Annotated in this window: 15 protein-coding genes; 6 read left to right on the plus strand and 9 right to left on the minus strand. The window is 69.5% G+C overall.

Translation table 11 applies throughout. From position 1 onward, the window contains the following. Positions 1–204 precede the first annotated feature (204 nt). The gene (locus tag ISU10_RS23975; protein ID WP_194694520.1) at positions 205–2,304 is read right to left on the minus strand and encodes an acyltransferase family protein; all 2,100 of its coding nucleotides are present in this window, start codon (positions 2,302–2,304) and stop codon (positions 205–207) included. Between the two features lie 72 nt (positions 2,305–2,376). On the opposite strand from ISU10_RS23975, the gene ISU10_RS01250 reads away from it, so the two are divergent. Then, the gene (locus tag ISU10_RS01250; RefSeq protein WP_194694521.1) at positions 2,377–3,507 is read left to right on the plus strand and encodes an endonuclease/exonuclease/phosphatase family protein; all 1,131 of its coding nucleotides are present in this window, start codon (positions 2,377–2,379) and stop codon (positions 3,505–3,507) included. Between the two features lie 54 nt (positions 3,508–3,561). Here the strand turns inward: ISU10_RS01250 and ISU10_RS01255 are convergent, their stop codons facing one another. The 6 genes from ISU10_RS01255 to ISU10_RS01280 form a co-directional block, all read right to left on the minus strand. Further along, positions 3,562–4,587 (minus strand): hypothetical protein, encoded by a 1,026-nt coding sequence (locus tag ISU10_RS01255; RefSeq protein ID WP_194694522.1) that lies wholly within the window; start codon positions 4,585–4,587, stop codon positions 3,562–3,564. Positions 4,588–4,599: 12 nt separating this feature from the next. Continuing rightward, complete coding sequence (locus tag ISU10_RS01260; RefSeq protein WP_194694523.1) at positions 4,600–4,815, minus strand: DUF6752 domain-containing protein; 216 nt, start codon at positions 4,813–4,815, stop codon at positions 4,600–4,602. Further along, positions 4,806–6,365, minus strand: a complete 1,560-nt coding sequence (locus tag ISU10_RS01265; RefSeq protein ID WP_194694524.1) for a LicD family protein — start codon at positions 6,363–6,365, stop codon at positions 4,806–4,808. Before ISU10_RS01265 ends, ISU10_RS01260 begins: the two co-directional genes overlap by 10 nt. A gap of 59 nt (positions 6,366–6,424) precedes the next feature. Further along, positions 6,425–7,795, minus strand: a complete 1,371-nt coding sequence (locus tag ISU10_RS01270) for a phospholipase D-like domain-containing protein (RefSeq protein WP_194694525.1) — start codon at positions 7,793–7,795, stop codon at positions 6,425–6,427. Positions 7,796–7,944: 149 nt separating this feature from the next. Further along, complete coding sequence (locus ISU10_RS01275) at positions 7,945–8,280, minus strand: hypothetical protein (RefSeq protein ID WP_194694526.1); 336 nt, start codon at positions 8,278–8,280, stop codon at positions 7,945–7,947. After that, complete coding sequence (locus ISU10_RS01280) at positions 8,258–9,454, minus strand: hypothetical protein (protein WP_194694527.1); 1,197 nt, start codon at positions 9,452–9,454, stop codon at positions 8,258–8,260. The genes ISU10_RS01275 and ISU10_RS01280 overlap by 23 nt, the downstream gene beginning before the upstream one ends. Positions 9,455–9,494: 40 nt before the next feature. Here ISU10_RS01280 and ISU10_RS01285 point away from each other — a divergent pair, with 40 nt between their 5' ends. Both ISU10_RS01285 and ISU10_RS01290 read left to right on the plus strand, forming a co-directional pair. Then, the gene (locus tag ISU10_RS01285) at positions 9,495–10,742 is read left to right on the plus strand and encodes a magnesium transporter MgtE N-terminal domain-containing protein (protein ID WP_194694528.1); all 1,248 of its coding nucleotides are present in this window, start codon (positions 9,495–9,497) and stop codon (positions 10,740–10,742) included. Beyond that, the gene (locus ISU10_RS01290; RefSeq protein ID WP_194694529.1) at positions 10,735–11,277 is read left to right on the plus strand and encodes a DUF1003 domain-containing protein; all 543 of its coding nucleotides are present in this window, start codon (positions 10,735–10,737) and stop codon (positions 11,275–11,277) included. The genes ISU10_RS01285 and ISU10_RS01290 overlap by 8 nt, the downstream gene beginning before the upstream one ends. 7 nt (positions 11,278–11,284) lie before the next feature. Here the strand turns inward: ISU10_RS01290 and ISU10_RS01295 are convergent, their stop codons facing one another. Then, positions 11,285–12,007 carry a hypothetical protein gene (locus ISU10_RS01295; RefSeq protein WP_228499036.1) on the minus strand — a complete coding sequence of 241 codons (723 nt, stop codon included), beginning with the start codon at positions 12,005–12,007 and terminating at the stop codon, positions 11,285–11,287. Between the two features lie 5 nt (positions 12,008–12,012). Then, the gene (locus tag ISU10_RS01300; protein WP_370864508.1) at positions 12,013–12,708 is read right to left on the minus strand and encodes a SatD family protein; all 696 of its coding nucleotides are present in this window, start codon (positions 12,706–12,708) and stop codon (positions 12,013–12,015) included. Positions 12,709–12,835: 127 nt separating this feature from the next. On the opposite strand from ISU10_RS01300, the gene ISU10_RS01305 reads away from it, so the two are divergent. The 3 genes from ISU10_RS01305 to ISU10_RS01315 are packed head-to-tail and all read left to right on the plus strand — an operon-like array spanning position 12,836 to position 14,573. Next, positions 12,836–13,999 (plus strand): Mrp/NBP35 family ATP-binding protein, encoded by a 1,164-nt coding sequence (locus ISU10_RS01305; RefSeq protein WP_194694530.1) that lies wholly within the window; start codon positions 12,836–12,838, stop codon positions 13,997–13,999. A gap of 3 nt (positions 14,000–14,002) precedes the next feature. Further along, positions 14,003–14,326 carry a sec-independent translocase gene (locus tag ISU10_RS01310; protein ID WP_194694531.1) on the plus strand — a complete coding sequence of 108 codons (324 nt, stop codon included), beginning with the start codon at positions 14,003–14,005 and terminating at the stop codon, positions 14,324–14,326. A gap of 10 nt (positions 14,327–14,336) precedes the next feature. After that, a complete protein-coding gene (locus tag ISU10_RS01315) occupies positions 14,337–14,573 on the plus strand; it encodes a hypothetical protein (RefSeq protein WP_194694532.1) in 237 nt (78 codons plus the stop codon). The last annotated feature ends 1 nt before the right edge of the window (position 14,574 follow it).

A 14,574-nucleotide genomic window follows, 5' to 3' on the forward strand; every position in this document is an offset into this window, starting at 1 on the left:
ACCACGGTGGGGCACGACGAAATCTTCCTGTTTGGCAACCGATCACGGGCCGCAATCCGAAGATTGGTGCGCTAATCCCACCAGTCACATCAGTCACACGCAACGGGTTCGCGATAACTACAACCCTGTAATTACTGGGGATTGTGGTTACCGGCCTGGGGTGAGGCGCTCCGCACGACAAGGGCCGAGGCGCGACGAGCCGGCTCAGCGGGCAGCGATGCCGAGCTTCACGGCCAACGGCTCGGCGAGCTCCTCGGCGTACTCCGGGGTCATGTGCTCGGAGTCGCGCATCGCGATCGTGTTGCCGATCACCGGAGGGCACAACAGCCGGTAGCAGAACCAGGGCAGGGCGTTCACATACGGCACGCCCTGGCCCTCGGCCGCCTTCTTGAAGTCCATCTGGATCGAGTGCATCAGGGAGCCGCGCTTGAACAGGCAGTCCTCGAGAGTCACCCCGCCGCCCTGCGACATGCACACGCCCGGCTCGCGGGGCAGCTTCGGTGTGTTGCCGAGGACCACGAGCCTGTCCGTGAGCGGCTTCAGCTCGGCCAGCTCCTCGGCGAAGCCGGCGCTGACGAGATCCTTGAACTGGTCGCGGTCCTTGACGAGGCCGACCGGCTCACCATCGGGGCCCACGATCGGTGAGACCGCACTCGTCGCCACCACGACCACGTCAGGGCTCAGGTCGCCGACGGTCTGCACGACCCAGTCCTTGAAGCTCTCGCAGTCGTCCCACGGCCGCAGGTTCTGGGGCTCCGCCTGGATGGCCCGCGTGGCCGAGCAGCCACTGAACACGAGGTAGTAGGTGCGGTAGCCCTGCTGACGCCCGAGCTCGGTGAACGCCGGCGACCAGGCCCGCGCGTGGGAGTCGCCGACCAGCACCATCACCTTGTCGGAGTCGACGTCGCCGTTGGCGCACAGGTCACGAGTGCCCGTGCGGTAGTCGCAGTCTCCGAGCGGCGCGGTGTCCTTGCGCAGTCCCAACAGACCCGGCACCAGGTCGCTCGGGATCGGCTTGCCCTCCTGGGCGGCCAGCGTCGAGGCCTGCACGAGAGCGACGTGGGGGTCCTTGCTGAGCTTCTGGCCATGGAAGTCCGCCGTCGTGATCGCCGGGTTGTCACCGTTGACGCCCAGCTCCTGGTCGACCCAGGCGCGACCCGAGACGGCAACGACCATGACCATCACCAGGCTCATCGGGTAGAGCGCCACCCCGAACCTCGGACGAGCCCACAGCCGACCGCGACGGAAGGGCTCCTCCACGAAGCGGTAGGTCAGCGCGCTGAGCCCGAAGATCAAGACGAGAGCCACGAGCAGCTTCTCGATCGGGAGTCGGGCGACGTGCAGCCGGTCCTCGGCGATCCTGAGGATGGGCCAGTGCCACAGGTACAGCGAGTAGGACCAGTCGCCGACGACCCGCGCCGGCCGCATCGACAGCAACCGTGATGCGAGCGTCGATCGCGGGTCTCCCCCGGCGTACAGCAGCAGGGCCGTGCCGACGACGGGGAGCAACGCCTGGTAGCCCGGGAACCGGGTCTGCGGCGAGTACCACAGGCAGGCCAGCAACACCGCGCCCAGGCCGAGCAGGCCGAGGACCTGCACCAGCCACTGCGGCGGACGGATCACTCCACGCGACATCAGCACGGCCAGGCCGGCACCCACGCCGAGCTCCCAGGCGCGGGTCAGCGTGGAGAAGTAGGCGGTCGTCGGCGACTCGTAGGTCGCATAGATCGACCACGCCATCGAGGCAGCACTCAGGCCGCCGACCAGGAGCAGAGGAGTACGTCGGCCGAGCCGACCGCCCCGTGACGCCGCGAGCGTCGCGGCAGCGACGAGGAGCAGGGGCCACACCAGATAGAACTGCTCCTCGACCGACAACGACCAGTAGTGCTGCAGCGGGGAGGCCGGCTCGCCCTTGGCGAAGTAGTCGGTGCCCACGGAGGCGAACCGGATGTTGGCAGCGAAGGCGGCGGCCCACACGGAGTCCTTGATCACCTCGACGGCCCGCACCAGCGGCAGGAACAGGATCGAGGCCACGACGGTGGCGACCGCGACGACCGCGGCGGCCGGCAGGATGCGCCTGGCGCGCCGGGAGTAGAAGCCGAGCAGGGAGATGCGCCCTGTCCGAGCAGCCTCACGGACCAGCAGGGAGGTGATCAGGAAGCCGGAGATGACGAAGAAGACATCGACCCCCACGAACCCTCCGGAGACGGTCGTGAAGCCCGAGTGGGCGACGATGACCAGCAGCACCGCCAGCGCACGCAGTCCCTGGATGTCGGGCCTGAAGTGGCGGACATCGGTGGGCACGTCTCAGGGTAAAGGGCGCCCAATCTGGGCGTTGAATCGTCGCCACGGCGCGGCGCGGATAGACTCCCCGCCATGTCCGGGCGGCACACGGATCACCGACGTCGCCGTGGTGGCAGGTCCCTCGGGTCCGTCGTCCCTCTGGTGACGGTCCTGGCAGTGTCCCTCACCACGGCTGCCGTGGTGACCGTCGGGCTCAAGCAGCGCGAGGCGCAGGCCACCTCCGAGGCCTCCCTCAGCCTCACCGCCCAGCAGCCGCTGTCCGGCCTGGTGACCAAGAAGCAGCGCTCCACCCGCGGCCAGTCCGCGACCCGCGAGGTGCTCGTCTCACGCGGCGCCACCCGCGGCACAGGCGAGTCCTCCAAGCCGCCGAAGGTCGTGTCGGGCCACCTCATCGTGCACAAGACCAAGGCCCAGATCGACGCCGACTTGCGTCGTGCTGCCGAGCGCGAGGCCGCCAGGCAGACGATGACGTTCCAGATCGCCACCTTCAATGTGCTCGGGAGCCAGCACTCGACCCGGACCGGCGACCACCCGAAGTACCCCCCGGCGAGCGTCCGCACCCCGCGAGCCGTGGCCAGGTTCCGCTCCTTCGGCGTCGACATCGTCGGCATGCAGGAGCTGCAGCCCGACCAGCTCAACGCCTTCCAGGCCCAGACCGGCTTCGCCGCCTACCCCGGCTACGCGTTCGGCTCGAGGGAGACCGACAACTCGATCCTCTACGACGACTCGCGGTTCGAGTTCGTGTCGGGCAGCTACTTCACCATCCACTTCATGCACGCCGACCGCCCGCAGACCATCCTGCGGCTGCGTGACAAGGAGTCCGGCCGCGAGTTCTACGTGCTCAACATGCACGCCTCGGCAGGTGGGGGCAGCTACGCCGCCACCCGACGCGCCGGTCACTACACCGCCGCTGCGACCGTCAACCGACTCAAGTCCGAGGGCATCCCGATCTTCTTGACCGGCGACATGAACGACCGCGCCGAGTTCTTCTGCCGCGTCGCGCCCATCACCGGCATGGTCGCCGCGATCGGCGGCAGCACCGCTGGCGGCTGCCGGCCGGCCGGTGCGCTGGCAGTCGACTGGGTCCTGGGCTGGGGCAACGTCAGCTTCAGCAACTACATCGAGGACCGCAGCACCATGGGCGACGTCAGCGACCACTACATGGTCGTCGGCACCGCCACCGCCGGTCCCTTCTCTGGTTGACCCTGGTTGACCAGTGCCAGCACCTGGTTTCGAGACCGTCGCTGCGCAACCTCCTCAACCAGCGGAGCCACCCCGCAGGTCCCGTACGTCCCCGAGCATCCGGGCGACCAGCTGCACGGCGACCTCGGCGACCTCCGCATCGGTGACGGAGGCGACCGAACGACGAGGCTCGAGGACCTCGGGCACCAGCAGGTCGTCGAGGTCGCCACGGACGTCGAAGCCACGCTCGCGCACGAACTCGACCGCGTCACGGCCTCTCGCGCGGCACTCCTCGACCTGGTCGGGCTCGGGCCAGTAGCGGTCGCCGCCGCGGGGCACCAGGCGCTCGTCGGCGAGGTACGTGCGGATGTAGACCCCGCGGTCGAAGGCCCGCTCGAAGGAGCCCAGGTGCTCGTTGACGCGCCGCAGCGTCTCTGCCTCCACGACGCCCATCGACTCGTTGGGGAAGGACTGCCCGGTGTCGTACGCCGAGGGGTCGACGCCGATCAGTGCGGCATAGGTCTCCCAGATGGCCTCACGGCGACCCCCGCGATGAACAGGGAGCACATGCACGTGCTCCGGCGGAAGGTCGCCGGCCCAGCGGCGCAGGACGAGTCTCAGATCGAGGGTCCGCCAGTTCCAGATGGCGTTGGGGCTCTTGGACACCGTGCGGGCGTACTCGGGCAGCGGCACCGTGCTGCGGTTCTTCAGGCTCTCCTGCCAGCTGGCCGTGAACAGACCCAGCGGCTCGCGGGCGGTCGCCACGAGGTGCACCTCGGCCGGAGCCAGGTCGGCGACCATGGCGGCTGCCTGACGCGGTGATGCTGCGGCGAAGAACTCGTGGCTGACCAGTCCGTCGCCGTCCCAGTCCGCCAGCTCCGCGCGCAGGCGCGCCCACGACGTGCGATGGAGCTCGGGGTGCTTGTCGAGGTTGGGGTCCTCGCGGATCACGCGCGAGGCCCACAGGTGGTCGCGCCGCTCGTCACCGGGCAGCAACACCCCGTCAGCCCGCAGCTGGTCGCGCGAGCTCCACAAGATCGTCTGGAGGTAGGTGGTCGCCGTCTTCGGCAGCCCCAGGTGGATGAAGACCCGTCTCGCCACAGGGACGGACTCTCACAGACTCTTCGAGAACTTCTCGATCGCCTCGTCGATGCGAGCCTGGTCGCGCGAGGCCAACGGCACCAGGAGCTCCTGCACCACGTCGGCGATCTCGGCGAGGCGGACATGATGGCGCCGCAGCTCCAACACGTCTGCCTCGAGCGCCGCAACCCGACCGGCGAGGTCCCCGTCTCGCCTGGCGAGCCGTCCGGCGATCTCTCTCAGTCCCATTGCGCCACCAATCGTCCACGGCGTGAGCGGTGCGAGCCAGGGCGGGCCGGTCGCTCGTCGGTCACCAGGATTCTGGCACCCTGCCTGGTCAGCGAGCGAGCGACCCGGTCCAGGCCCACGGCATGAAGCCGGTCGGGCACGGCGCCGCCACCCGTCCAGACGTCGAGGAACAGGCGACCGCCGCCGCGCAGCGACATCGAGGCGAAGCGGGCCAACGACTCGCGACCGAAGGCATCGGTGGCGTCCGCGACGTGGCGGGCCAACACCACCTTCGGTCCTTCGATACGCGACATCCGAGCCCCTTCGACCAGGACCGAGCGCCACTCGTCGAGGTTGAGCATCCGCACGGTGAGGTCGTGGCCCTCGGCGACGGCCGCGTCGCGGGCGGGATAGGTCGCCGAAGGGACGTAGTCGTAGGCGTGCACGCTCAGACCCTGCCGGGCCAGCCAGAGACTGTCGGCACCGCGGCCGGCGCCGAGGTCGATGACCGTGCCGCCATCGGCGAGCACCTCGCGCACCCGACGCGCCCGCAGCGACGGCTCGCCCGTGGGCACCTTGCCCCGCGAGCCGCTGAAGGCCCGCTCCCACGCGGACCGGTTGGTCGACGTGCCGCGGAACCAGCCCGTCAGCTGGCGCACGGTGCGTTCGGGGGTGGTGAACTTGAAGGCCGGGTCGGGGACCGCCCAGGAGGGACCGTAGGCGGCCTCGAGCCAGCGCTCGGGCACCGCCGGCGCCGGGAAGGTGTGGCCCCCCAGCGTGCAGGTGGTCAACGGGTAGATCCACTCGGGCCGGTAGTCGGCGCCGATCTCACCCATCAGGTAGAGCCGTCCGCCGTACGCCGAGCCCTCTGCCGGGTCGTCGATGAAGCCGGCGAACACATCGAGACCGCGAACAGCCCCGTCGCCCTCGACGACGTCGACGCGGAACGCGGCACCGCTGTAGCGATAGGTCCGAAAGCCACGCTCGCTGATCACGCGCTGGAGCGCGAACGACTCACGTACGACGTCGCACGGGTGACCCGAACGGCTCACGTAGGCCAAGTCGGCGTCGGAGTCGTGGCCGAGCAGCCGCTGCTCGCGAACGGCCCCCAACAACGTGCCGTAGGCCACGAACGCCTCGATGCCGGCCGACCCGATCGCGTCGATCACGGTGCGGATCGACCGGAGCAACGGCTCGACGTCAGCGGCAGAGCGGGTGTCGAAGGTGGGACTGATCCGGCCCGACTTGTCGAGGCTGATCGGCGCCCCGGACCGCCCGACGATCTCGATGCGCCGCTCAGCGGTGCCGAACTGGAGCTCCCGCTCGAACAGGACCCGCCCGCCGACGTGCTCGGTGATGGTGAGCCGGGTGTGTCCGTCCAGGAACTTCTTCAGCGGGCCCGGCCACCCGATGGAGCACACCCCTGGCACGGTCCAGTCGGTGTCACGCTGCAGCCAGAACGACCACACCCGACGTCCGTCGAACAAGACGTCGATGGCACGGTCGCCCAAGCCCCACAACGCGATGCCGTCGTCGTCGACGCGGCGGACACCGGCCCGGCTGGCGATCACAGAGTCATCACCGGCACATCATTGGCACATCACTGGCACATCACTGGCACATCTTGACGTCAGTCCATGTCGACGTGCGCGTAGGGGTTGATCGCGCCGGTGGCCACCCGCCTCGAGGTCCCGGGGTCCAGCGGCACGCTCTTGGGGAAGTGGGTGTACCAGTAGTCGATGAAGGACTGGTAGCGCAGTGTGGGGATGCGGCGCTTGATGATGCCGAAGTTCTCGTCGGAGACCGCGGCGTAGCCCGACCAGTTGGAGGAGCCGTTGATGGTGACGTACTTCTTCCGGTTGTTGCCGACGACCCCGTTGACCGTGAGCGCCTTGAGGTGGAAGTAGTTGTCGAACTCGCCGTCGCCGTCGAAGTCCTGAACGAGGTGCTTCTTGGGCACGATGCCGCGCGCCGTCGGCTGGTTGAGCAGCTTGAAGATGTCGACCCCCATCACCGTGTAGGCGATGCGCACGTCGCAGCCCTGGGCCCACAGGTCCCGGAGTCGCTGGGCGATCAGCATGCCGCGGTCGTTGCGGATGACGTCAGGAGCCGCCCGGATGATCGTGCGACCGCTGCGGGTGTTCTTGGCGCCCTTGCACTTGACCCGGCCGAGGAGCTCTTGGATCGGGTCCATGGTGCGGACGCCGCCCGGGCCGACCAGCGGGGTGAAGCCGAGGGTGTCGCGGTCGTCGGTGAACATCACGAACTGCTGGTCGACCGGCTGGTCGTCCCACATCTCGCGGTAGACCCGCACCGCGAACTGGTACAGGTCGGGGTTGTTGATCCAGGTGTACATGTCGTTCCACTGGTTGACCGCGCCGGCCACCGTGAGGTTGGCCGAGCCCGACATCACGACGTTCTGGGCGGCGCCGCTGCGGGAGAAGAGGTAGATCTTCGAGTGGGCCGCCCCCGCGTTGCCACGACACGACTGCATGCAGGTCTTGGCGTAGCTGCGGCGGTTCATCGGGAGCTTCTGGTTGTACTTGTGGAACGTGGCCCGCAGGCGACGGAAGCCCGGGTTGGGGATGTCGACGAGGTTGGTGTTGTCCATCAGCACCCGGATCTTGACCCCGCGCGCCTGCGCACGCACCAGCGCGTCAACCGCTGTGCGGGACATGATGTTCCACGACATGATCCGGATGCGAGAGCGCTTCGGTGCGTGGTTGATGGCGTTGATGATCTTGCCGAAGATCGCGTTGCGGCTGTTCTTGGTGCCGAGCGCGGTGTTGAACACCACCCCGGGCAACGGCGCGTAGCGCTGAGGTGCCGCGGCGCGGCGGGTCACCGGGCTGTCGTCCCTGGTCGACTTCGCAGGTCCGGTCTGCGAGGGCAGGGTCGTGGCTGGCGGGGCCTCGTCGTCCGCCGTCGCCGTCGTGGTCGCGCCCAGCGCCAGCGTGCTGGCAACGAGGGCAAGGGTGATCAGGAAGCGCGCAGGACGCACGTGCCACTCCTTTGAAGAAACTTGGTCGTCAACGGGCCCCCGTTGAGGCCCGGTCACGGGCGAGCTCCAACCCCCGGGGAGGGCGGCGTGATGCCGAACCGGCACTATAACTGGCCGAACGTCAAGCAGGGCAAACCGTCACCGCGTGTTCACCCGCGGCAGGTGGTGACCATCTCGATGTAGCCCTTGTCCTTCTCCAGCGGACCCATGGTCTGGTAGATCTTGCCGCCGGCCACCGCGTAGAACCGGTCGGTGTAGCGCACGATCCGCTGGCCCGACTCGCACGAGAGGTTGTCGGCCTTGACCGCCCCGGTGCCGTCGAGACAGCCCTTGTAGGCGGCCTTCAATCTGGTGTCGGCAACCCACACGTCACCGCAGGCCGGCCAGTCGGGTGTCTCGGGCTCGGCCGCAGTCGTGGACTCGCTCGGCCCTGCGGAAGTGGTGGACTGCGTGGCGGTCGAGTCAGCTGTCGACGGATCGGCCACGGAGGAGCCGGAGTCGTCTCCGCAGGCGCTCAACAGCGCGAGGGGAATCAGCAAGGCCACCAGGGTTCCCCGCGCCGTCATGGCGTGAGTCTACGCGGTCCTGCCCGACCCGGCGGAGTACTTCCTCCACGAGAGCGGCCACCTCCGCAGGGTCCGGGACTCCGGGAGGAACGGCGTCGGGCGCAGGCTCACCGGGTCCCGCCAACAGCGGTGAGAGGTCGTCGAGGTCTCCGTGGACCGGATGGCTGCTCGCCTCGATCTCGCGTCGCCATCGGTTCGCTGCCGGGACCAGTACGTCGGTGAGCGAGGCCGGCGCACGTGGTCTCGTGCCGGAGTAGGAGGTCAACAGCCCCTCCCCCAGTTCGCGCTTGACGAGTTGCGTGTGCTCCCGCGGGGTCAGGAGCCCGGCCACGGCGGCGTTGACTGCTCGGAGCACGGCTATCGCCTCCCGCGTCAGCGAGATGTTGGCCGGCGCCTCGGCGAGCGGGTCGACCACGGCTGCCGCTTCGACCTCGATGCCGCAGGCCTGGGCGAACCGGTACCACAGCACCTCAGGGGCCGCTCCGGGCGGCGGGCAGGTCACCAGGTGGACCCGCTGGGCGGGCACGAACGTCGACCAGCGGCGCAGCGCCCCGGCGTAGTCCTGTGCATGCCAGAAGTGCGGCCGCGGCGGTGGTTCGGGATGGTCGGCGAGGTACTGGTCGCGCTCGAAGTCGGCGAACGAGGCCGCCGAGCCCAGCTTGACCTCCTCCTGCCAATGGGCCGTGGTCTGACGGCCGAGGTCGCGCGCGGTGACGACCACGTCGACCTGAAGTCCGGAGTAGGGCTGCAGTGCTGCCGCGATCTCGTGCGGCTCGGCCCCGCCAAGGATCTCGTGGCTGATCACCGCGATGCCGTCATGGGCGCGCACGCGGTCGGCGAGCGCCTGCCACGTGCCGGCCACGTCGGCTGCGCCCAGCCCGAACTTCTCGTGGCTGCCGCGCACCTCCACCGCGCCGAGGAACATCGCCTGAGGTCTGAGGTACGGGTAGAGCACCCCGGCCTCGCGCAAGGCGTCGCGGTGGCGGACCAACAACGCCTGGAGGTACGTCGTTCCCGTCTTCGGCAGCCCGACGTGCAGCACCAGTCTCGTGCTGCCCGACTGACCGCCCGACAGACCGTCTGGCCGCGTCATGCGCCCATCGTGGCACCGCTCCCGAGTAGCGTTCGCGGATGTGAGCACCAGCCCGTCCCGCGTGTACGCCGCGCGGCTCGTCGGACTGCCGATCTTCGACCCCCAAGGAGACCAGGTCGGCAAGGTCCGCGACCTCGTGGTGGCCCTTCGCTCCGAGGTCAGCCAGCCGCGGGTGCTCGGCATGGTGGCCGAGGTGTTCGGACGCCGGCGCATCTTCGTGCCGATGACGCGGGTGACCCACATCGACGCGGGCTCGGTCTACACGACCGGTCTGCTCAACATGCGCCGCTTCGAGCAACGTCCCACCGAGACGCTCGTGGTCGGTCAGCTGTTCGACAAGACCGTCACCGTGAAGGCGACCGGGGTGACCGCCACCATCTACGACGTCGCGATGGAACAGGCCCGCACCCGCGACTGGGTCGTCAGCCGGGTCGCGATCCAGGAGCCTGCCAAGGCACTGCGCCGCCGCGGACAGACCCACGTGGTCGAGTGGGGAGAGGTCGAGGGCCTGACCCGGCGCGAGCCCGCCCAGGCCGCCACCCAGCTGATCCACGCCCTCAACGAGCTGCGTCCGGCTGACGCCGCGAGTGTGATCCACGACCTGCCCCCGGAGCGTCGTACGGCGGTGGTCGCCGCGCTGACCGACGAGCGGCTCGCCGACGTCCTCGAGGAGCTTCCCGAGGAGGACCAGGTCGAGATCCTCGGCTACCTCGAGGGCGAGCGGGCCGCCGACGTACTGGAGGAGATGGACCCCGACGACGCCGCCGACCTGATCGCCGAGCTCCCGCCCGAGAGGGCCGAGCAGCTGCTGATGCTCATGGAGCCCGAGGAGGCCGAGGACGTCAAGCGACTGATGTCCTACGTCGAGAACACCGCCGGCGCCATGATGACCTCCGAGCCGGTGATCCTCGGACCCGATGCGACCATCGCCGATGCGCTCGCCCACGTGCGCAACCCCGACCTGACCCCGGCCCTGGCCGCCCTGGTCTACGTCTGCCGTCAGCCGCTGGAGACCCCGACCGGCCGGTTCCTCGGGGTCGCCCACATCCAGAGGTTGCTACGCGAGCCTCCGTCGACGCTGGTGGCCGGAGCGCTCGACGACTCCATGGAGAACCTGCGCGTGGAGGCCACCATCGACGAGGTCGCGGCACATCTCGCGACGTACAACCTGGTGGCGGCCCCGGTCGTCGACGAGGACGGCCACCTGCTGGGCGCCGTGACGGTCGACGACCTGCTCGACCACATGCTCCCCGAGAACTGGCGCGACCGGGCGGTGCGCAGTGTCTGAGCTCTCGGGGTCTTCGCGACGCGCGCGGCTCGACACCCCTCGCGAGACCCGCCGTCAGCTGGTGCGGCGGCCGGCCTACGACGCGGACCGGTTCGGGGTCTTCGCCGAGCAGTTCGCGCGGTTCATGGGCACCGCACGGTTCCTGATCTACATGTCGGGCTTCGTCGCGGCGTGGCTGCTCTGGAACACGCTGGCACCTGAGCGCCTGCAGTGGGACGCAGCGCCGTCCTTCATCATGCTCACCTTGATGCTCAGCCTCCAGGCGTCCTACGCCGCCCCGCTCATCCTGCTGGCCCAGAACCGCCAGGAGGCTCGGGACCGGGTCACCTACGAGCAGGACCGTCAGGCCGACGCGCGAGCACACGCCGACATGGAGTTCTTGGCGCGGGAGGTCGCCTCCCTGCGGATGGCGGTCGGGGAGGTCACCACTCGCGACTTCCTGCGCTCCGAGCTGCGGTCCCTGCTCAGCGAGCTCGAGGAGCGCGCCAAGCTCGACGACGACGAGGACGAGAGCGGCGACCGCGAGGGCGCGTAGGCACGAGTCAGGACAGCAGCACCAGCCCGGTCAGCGGGATCAGCCAGCTCACGAACGAGCCCACCAGGAAGTACTCGGTCAGGCGGTGCACCTTGTCCTGCTCCTGCGGCGAGGACAGCTCGGGCCACCGCAGCAGCCCCTTGGCCGCGACCACGATCGCGGCGGCGGTGAGGTTGCCGGACAGACCGAACCCGAGGATGAACAGCCGCTCGAGAGGCCCGAGCAGACGTCCGCCCTTGAGCGTGCGGGCCGGACCCTGCAGTCCGCCCAGCGTGCTCGGTCGCATCGTCCCGGTCGCTGAGAGGACCAGGCGCACGACTACGTTGCCGGTCGAGAGCTGGGCAAGCAGCACCCCTGCCAGTAGCAGGGCACGATCGGGGTCGAGGCCGCTCAGCACGGGCAGGCGCACGCCAGCAAGCCAGTCGGCGTAGGGCCCACCTGCCCCGGACGCCGCCCCGGACAGCAGCACCACCGTCGCGGCTCCGACTCCGAGCATGGCCAGCGGGAGTCCGGCACGGGCAGTGCGGAACCCGAGGGCCACCACTCGCTCCCAGGCGAGCGCAAACCCGCCCAGGGCAAGAACGGCAACCAGGTCGGGCCAGCCCGTCAGCCCGGCGAGGAGGCCGATCACGACGGTGAGGGCCGCGCCGACAACGCCGGGGAGGAAGCGAGTGGGGCGCACCGAGTGCACCAGGTCGGTCACGCCCATCGCGACCAGCAGCAGTGCCAACCAGCTCAGTGGATGCCTCCCAGTAGCTCCTCGGCCGCCACCAGCACGGCCAGTCCGTCATGTCGGACCCGTTGCGACACCGCCGAGGCGGAGATGGCCTCATCCTCGGCGATCTCGCGCTGGGTCCTGCCCGACAGCAGACCACGAAGCACCCCCAACGACCGCTCCGACAAACGCCCGAGCAGCTCGTCGCGCAGCATCAGCGCCGCGTTCACCGTGCTCTCGTCGGCGCCGGTGCAGCCCTCGGCCAGCCGGTAGGCCGTCCGGCGACGACGGTGCCCCGCTCGCTCGGCAGCCTCCTCGACGGCGATGATGGCCGCCCTGGCCGCCCACCACCCCGGGCCGTCCTCGACCCGCGGGTCCTCGTCGAGCACCTCCACAGGACCCCAGCCGACGCCCTGACGCACGTCCACCTCGGGCCACAGCGACAGCCTCAGCCACCTGGCCGCCCCCAAGGCGCCCCCGACCCGGGCGAAGGTGCCCTGGTACTCGTCGCCGGCGGTGATGCGTAGCGGCGACATGACCACCTGCTCGCCCGTGGCTCGCTCCTCGCTGCGCAGCAGGTCGTTGAGCTCCTCGAGGCGACCGCTCAGGCGGGCGTGGAGGGCGCGACGGTCGGTAGTGGTGCGCGATCCGACCACGTCGCCGAGCAAGGTGGCGACCGCAGCCGCGGATGAAGGTCCTACCTTCTTTTGCGACACAATGAAGACTATACCTTACTTTCTTACAAGTGAAGATAATATCTTCATCGGACTCCGGTCGCGAGGGATCCCGCGTCCCGGGGCGCGCGCAGGCCCGCGAGGTGCCACCGCCTAGACTCGCCGCACCATGAGCACGTCCCTGACCACGCCGTCGCACGAAGCCGTCGACGCCGCACTCGCCCAGGTCAACGACCCCGAGATCAAGCAACCCATCACCGAGCTCGGGATGGTCGACAGCGTCGAGATCGACGGCGGCATCGTCCGCCTCACGGTGCTCCTCACGGTCGCCGGCTGCCCGCTGAAGGACACCATCAACCGCGACGTCAACGCCGCGCTCCGTGCCGTGCCGGGTGTGACCGACGTCGAGCTGACGCTGGGGGTGATGTCGGCCGAACAACGCGCCGGCTTGCAACAGCAGCTACGCGGGGGGCAGGCGCAGCGAGAGATCCCCTTCGCCCAGCCCGGCTCGCTGACCAAGGTCTTCGCGATCGCCAGCGGCAAGGGCGGCGTGGGCAAGTCCTCGGTCACGGTCAACCTGGCGCTGGCCATGGCCGCACAGGGGCGCTCGGTCGGCATCGTCGACGCCGACGTCTACGGCCACTCGGTGCCGGCCATGCTGGGCATCGCCGACGCTCGCCCGACCCAGGTCGAGGAGCTGATCATGCCGGTCCCGACGGCGTCGGGAGTCAGCGTGATCTCGATCGGGATGCTCAAGCCGCGGCGCGACCAGGTGGTCGCATGGCGCGGCCCGATGCTCGACCGGGCGCTGGTGCAGATGCTGTCCGACGTCTACTGGGGCGACCTCGACGTGCTGCTGCTCGACCTCCCGCCCGGCACGGGCGATGTGGCCATCTCCTTGGGGCAGCACCTGCCCGGAGCCGAGGTCGTGGTGGTCACCACGCCTCAGGAGGCTGCAGCCGAGGTCGCCGAGCGCGCCGGCACCATGGCCTCGATGATGCACCAGCGCGTCGTCGGCGTCATCGAGAACATGAGCTCGCTGTCGTGTCCCCACTGCGGCCCGTCCCACCAGATCGACGTCTTCGGATCGGGCGGTGGCGACCGGGTGGCTGCCACCTTGTCGGAGCGGTTCGGCTACGACGTACCCGTCTTGGCCCGCATCCCCCTCGAGCCGTCCTTGCGCGAAGGTGGCGATGCGGGCAAGCCGATCGTGGAGTCCGACCCCACCAACCCCGCGGCGGTGGGGCTGCGCGAGGTCGCGACCCGTCTAGTCGGCCGAGGACGAGGTCTGGCCGGACTCCAGCTGGGCCTCACCCCGACCAGTAGGTTCTGACTCGTGTTCGGGGTCGGTCTCCAGGAGATGTTCGTGATCGCGCTGGTCGCGATCTTCGTCTTCGGTCCCGACCGGCTCCCCGACGTCGCCCGACAAGCCGGACGGATGGCGCGACAGCTGCGCAGCTTCGCCCATGCCGCCCGTGACGAGCTGCGCAGCGAGCTCGGCCCCGAGTACGCCGACCTGCAGCTGCGCGACCTGGATCCGCGCACCATCGTCCGCAAGCAGATCATGGACGCCATGAACGAGGTCGACGACGAGCCGGTGCGACGTCCGCGCGCCCTGCGCGCCGACGAGACCCCTCCCTACGACCTCGATGCAACCTGAGGCGGCGCCCATGATGTCGATCGCACGATGGTGGCAGCTGGCGATCGGTGCTGCCTTCGGCGCCATGATGGCGGTCCAGTTCCCGGCGGCAGGCATCGCGGTCGCGATCGTGTTGGGCTGCATCCTGGCCTGGGCCAGCCTGACCTCCGATGGCGACGACACCTTGACCGCGATGGCGGCCGGGTGCCTGACGGGAGTCCTGGGCTGGGAGCTGGCGAGCCTGACCATCGGGTTGACCTGGGCCTGAC

Origin of the sequence: Nocardioides agariphilus (assembly GCF_015352445.1) — a bacterium.
Classification (GTDB): Bacteria; Actinomycetota; Actinomycetes; order Propionibacteriales; family Nocardioidaceae; genus Nocardioides; species Nocardioides agariphilus.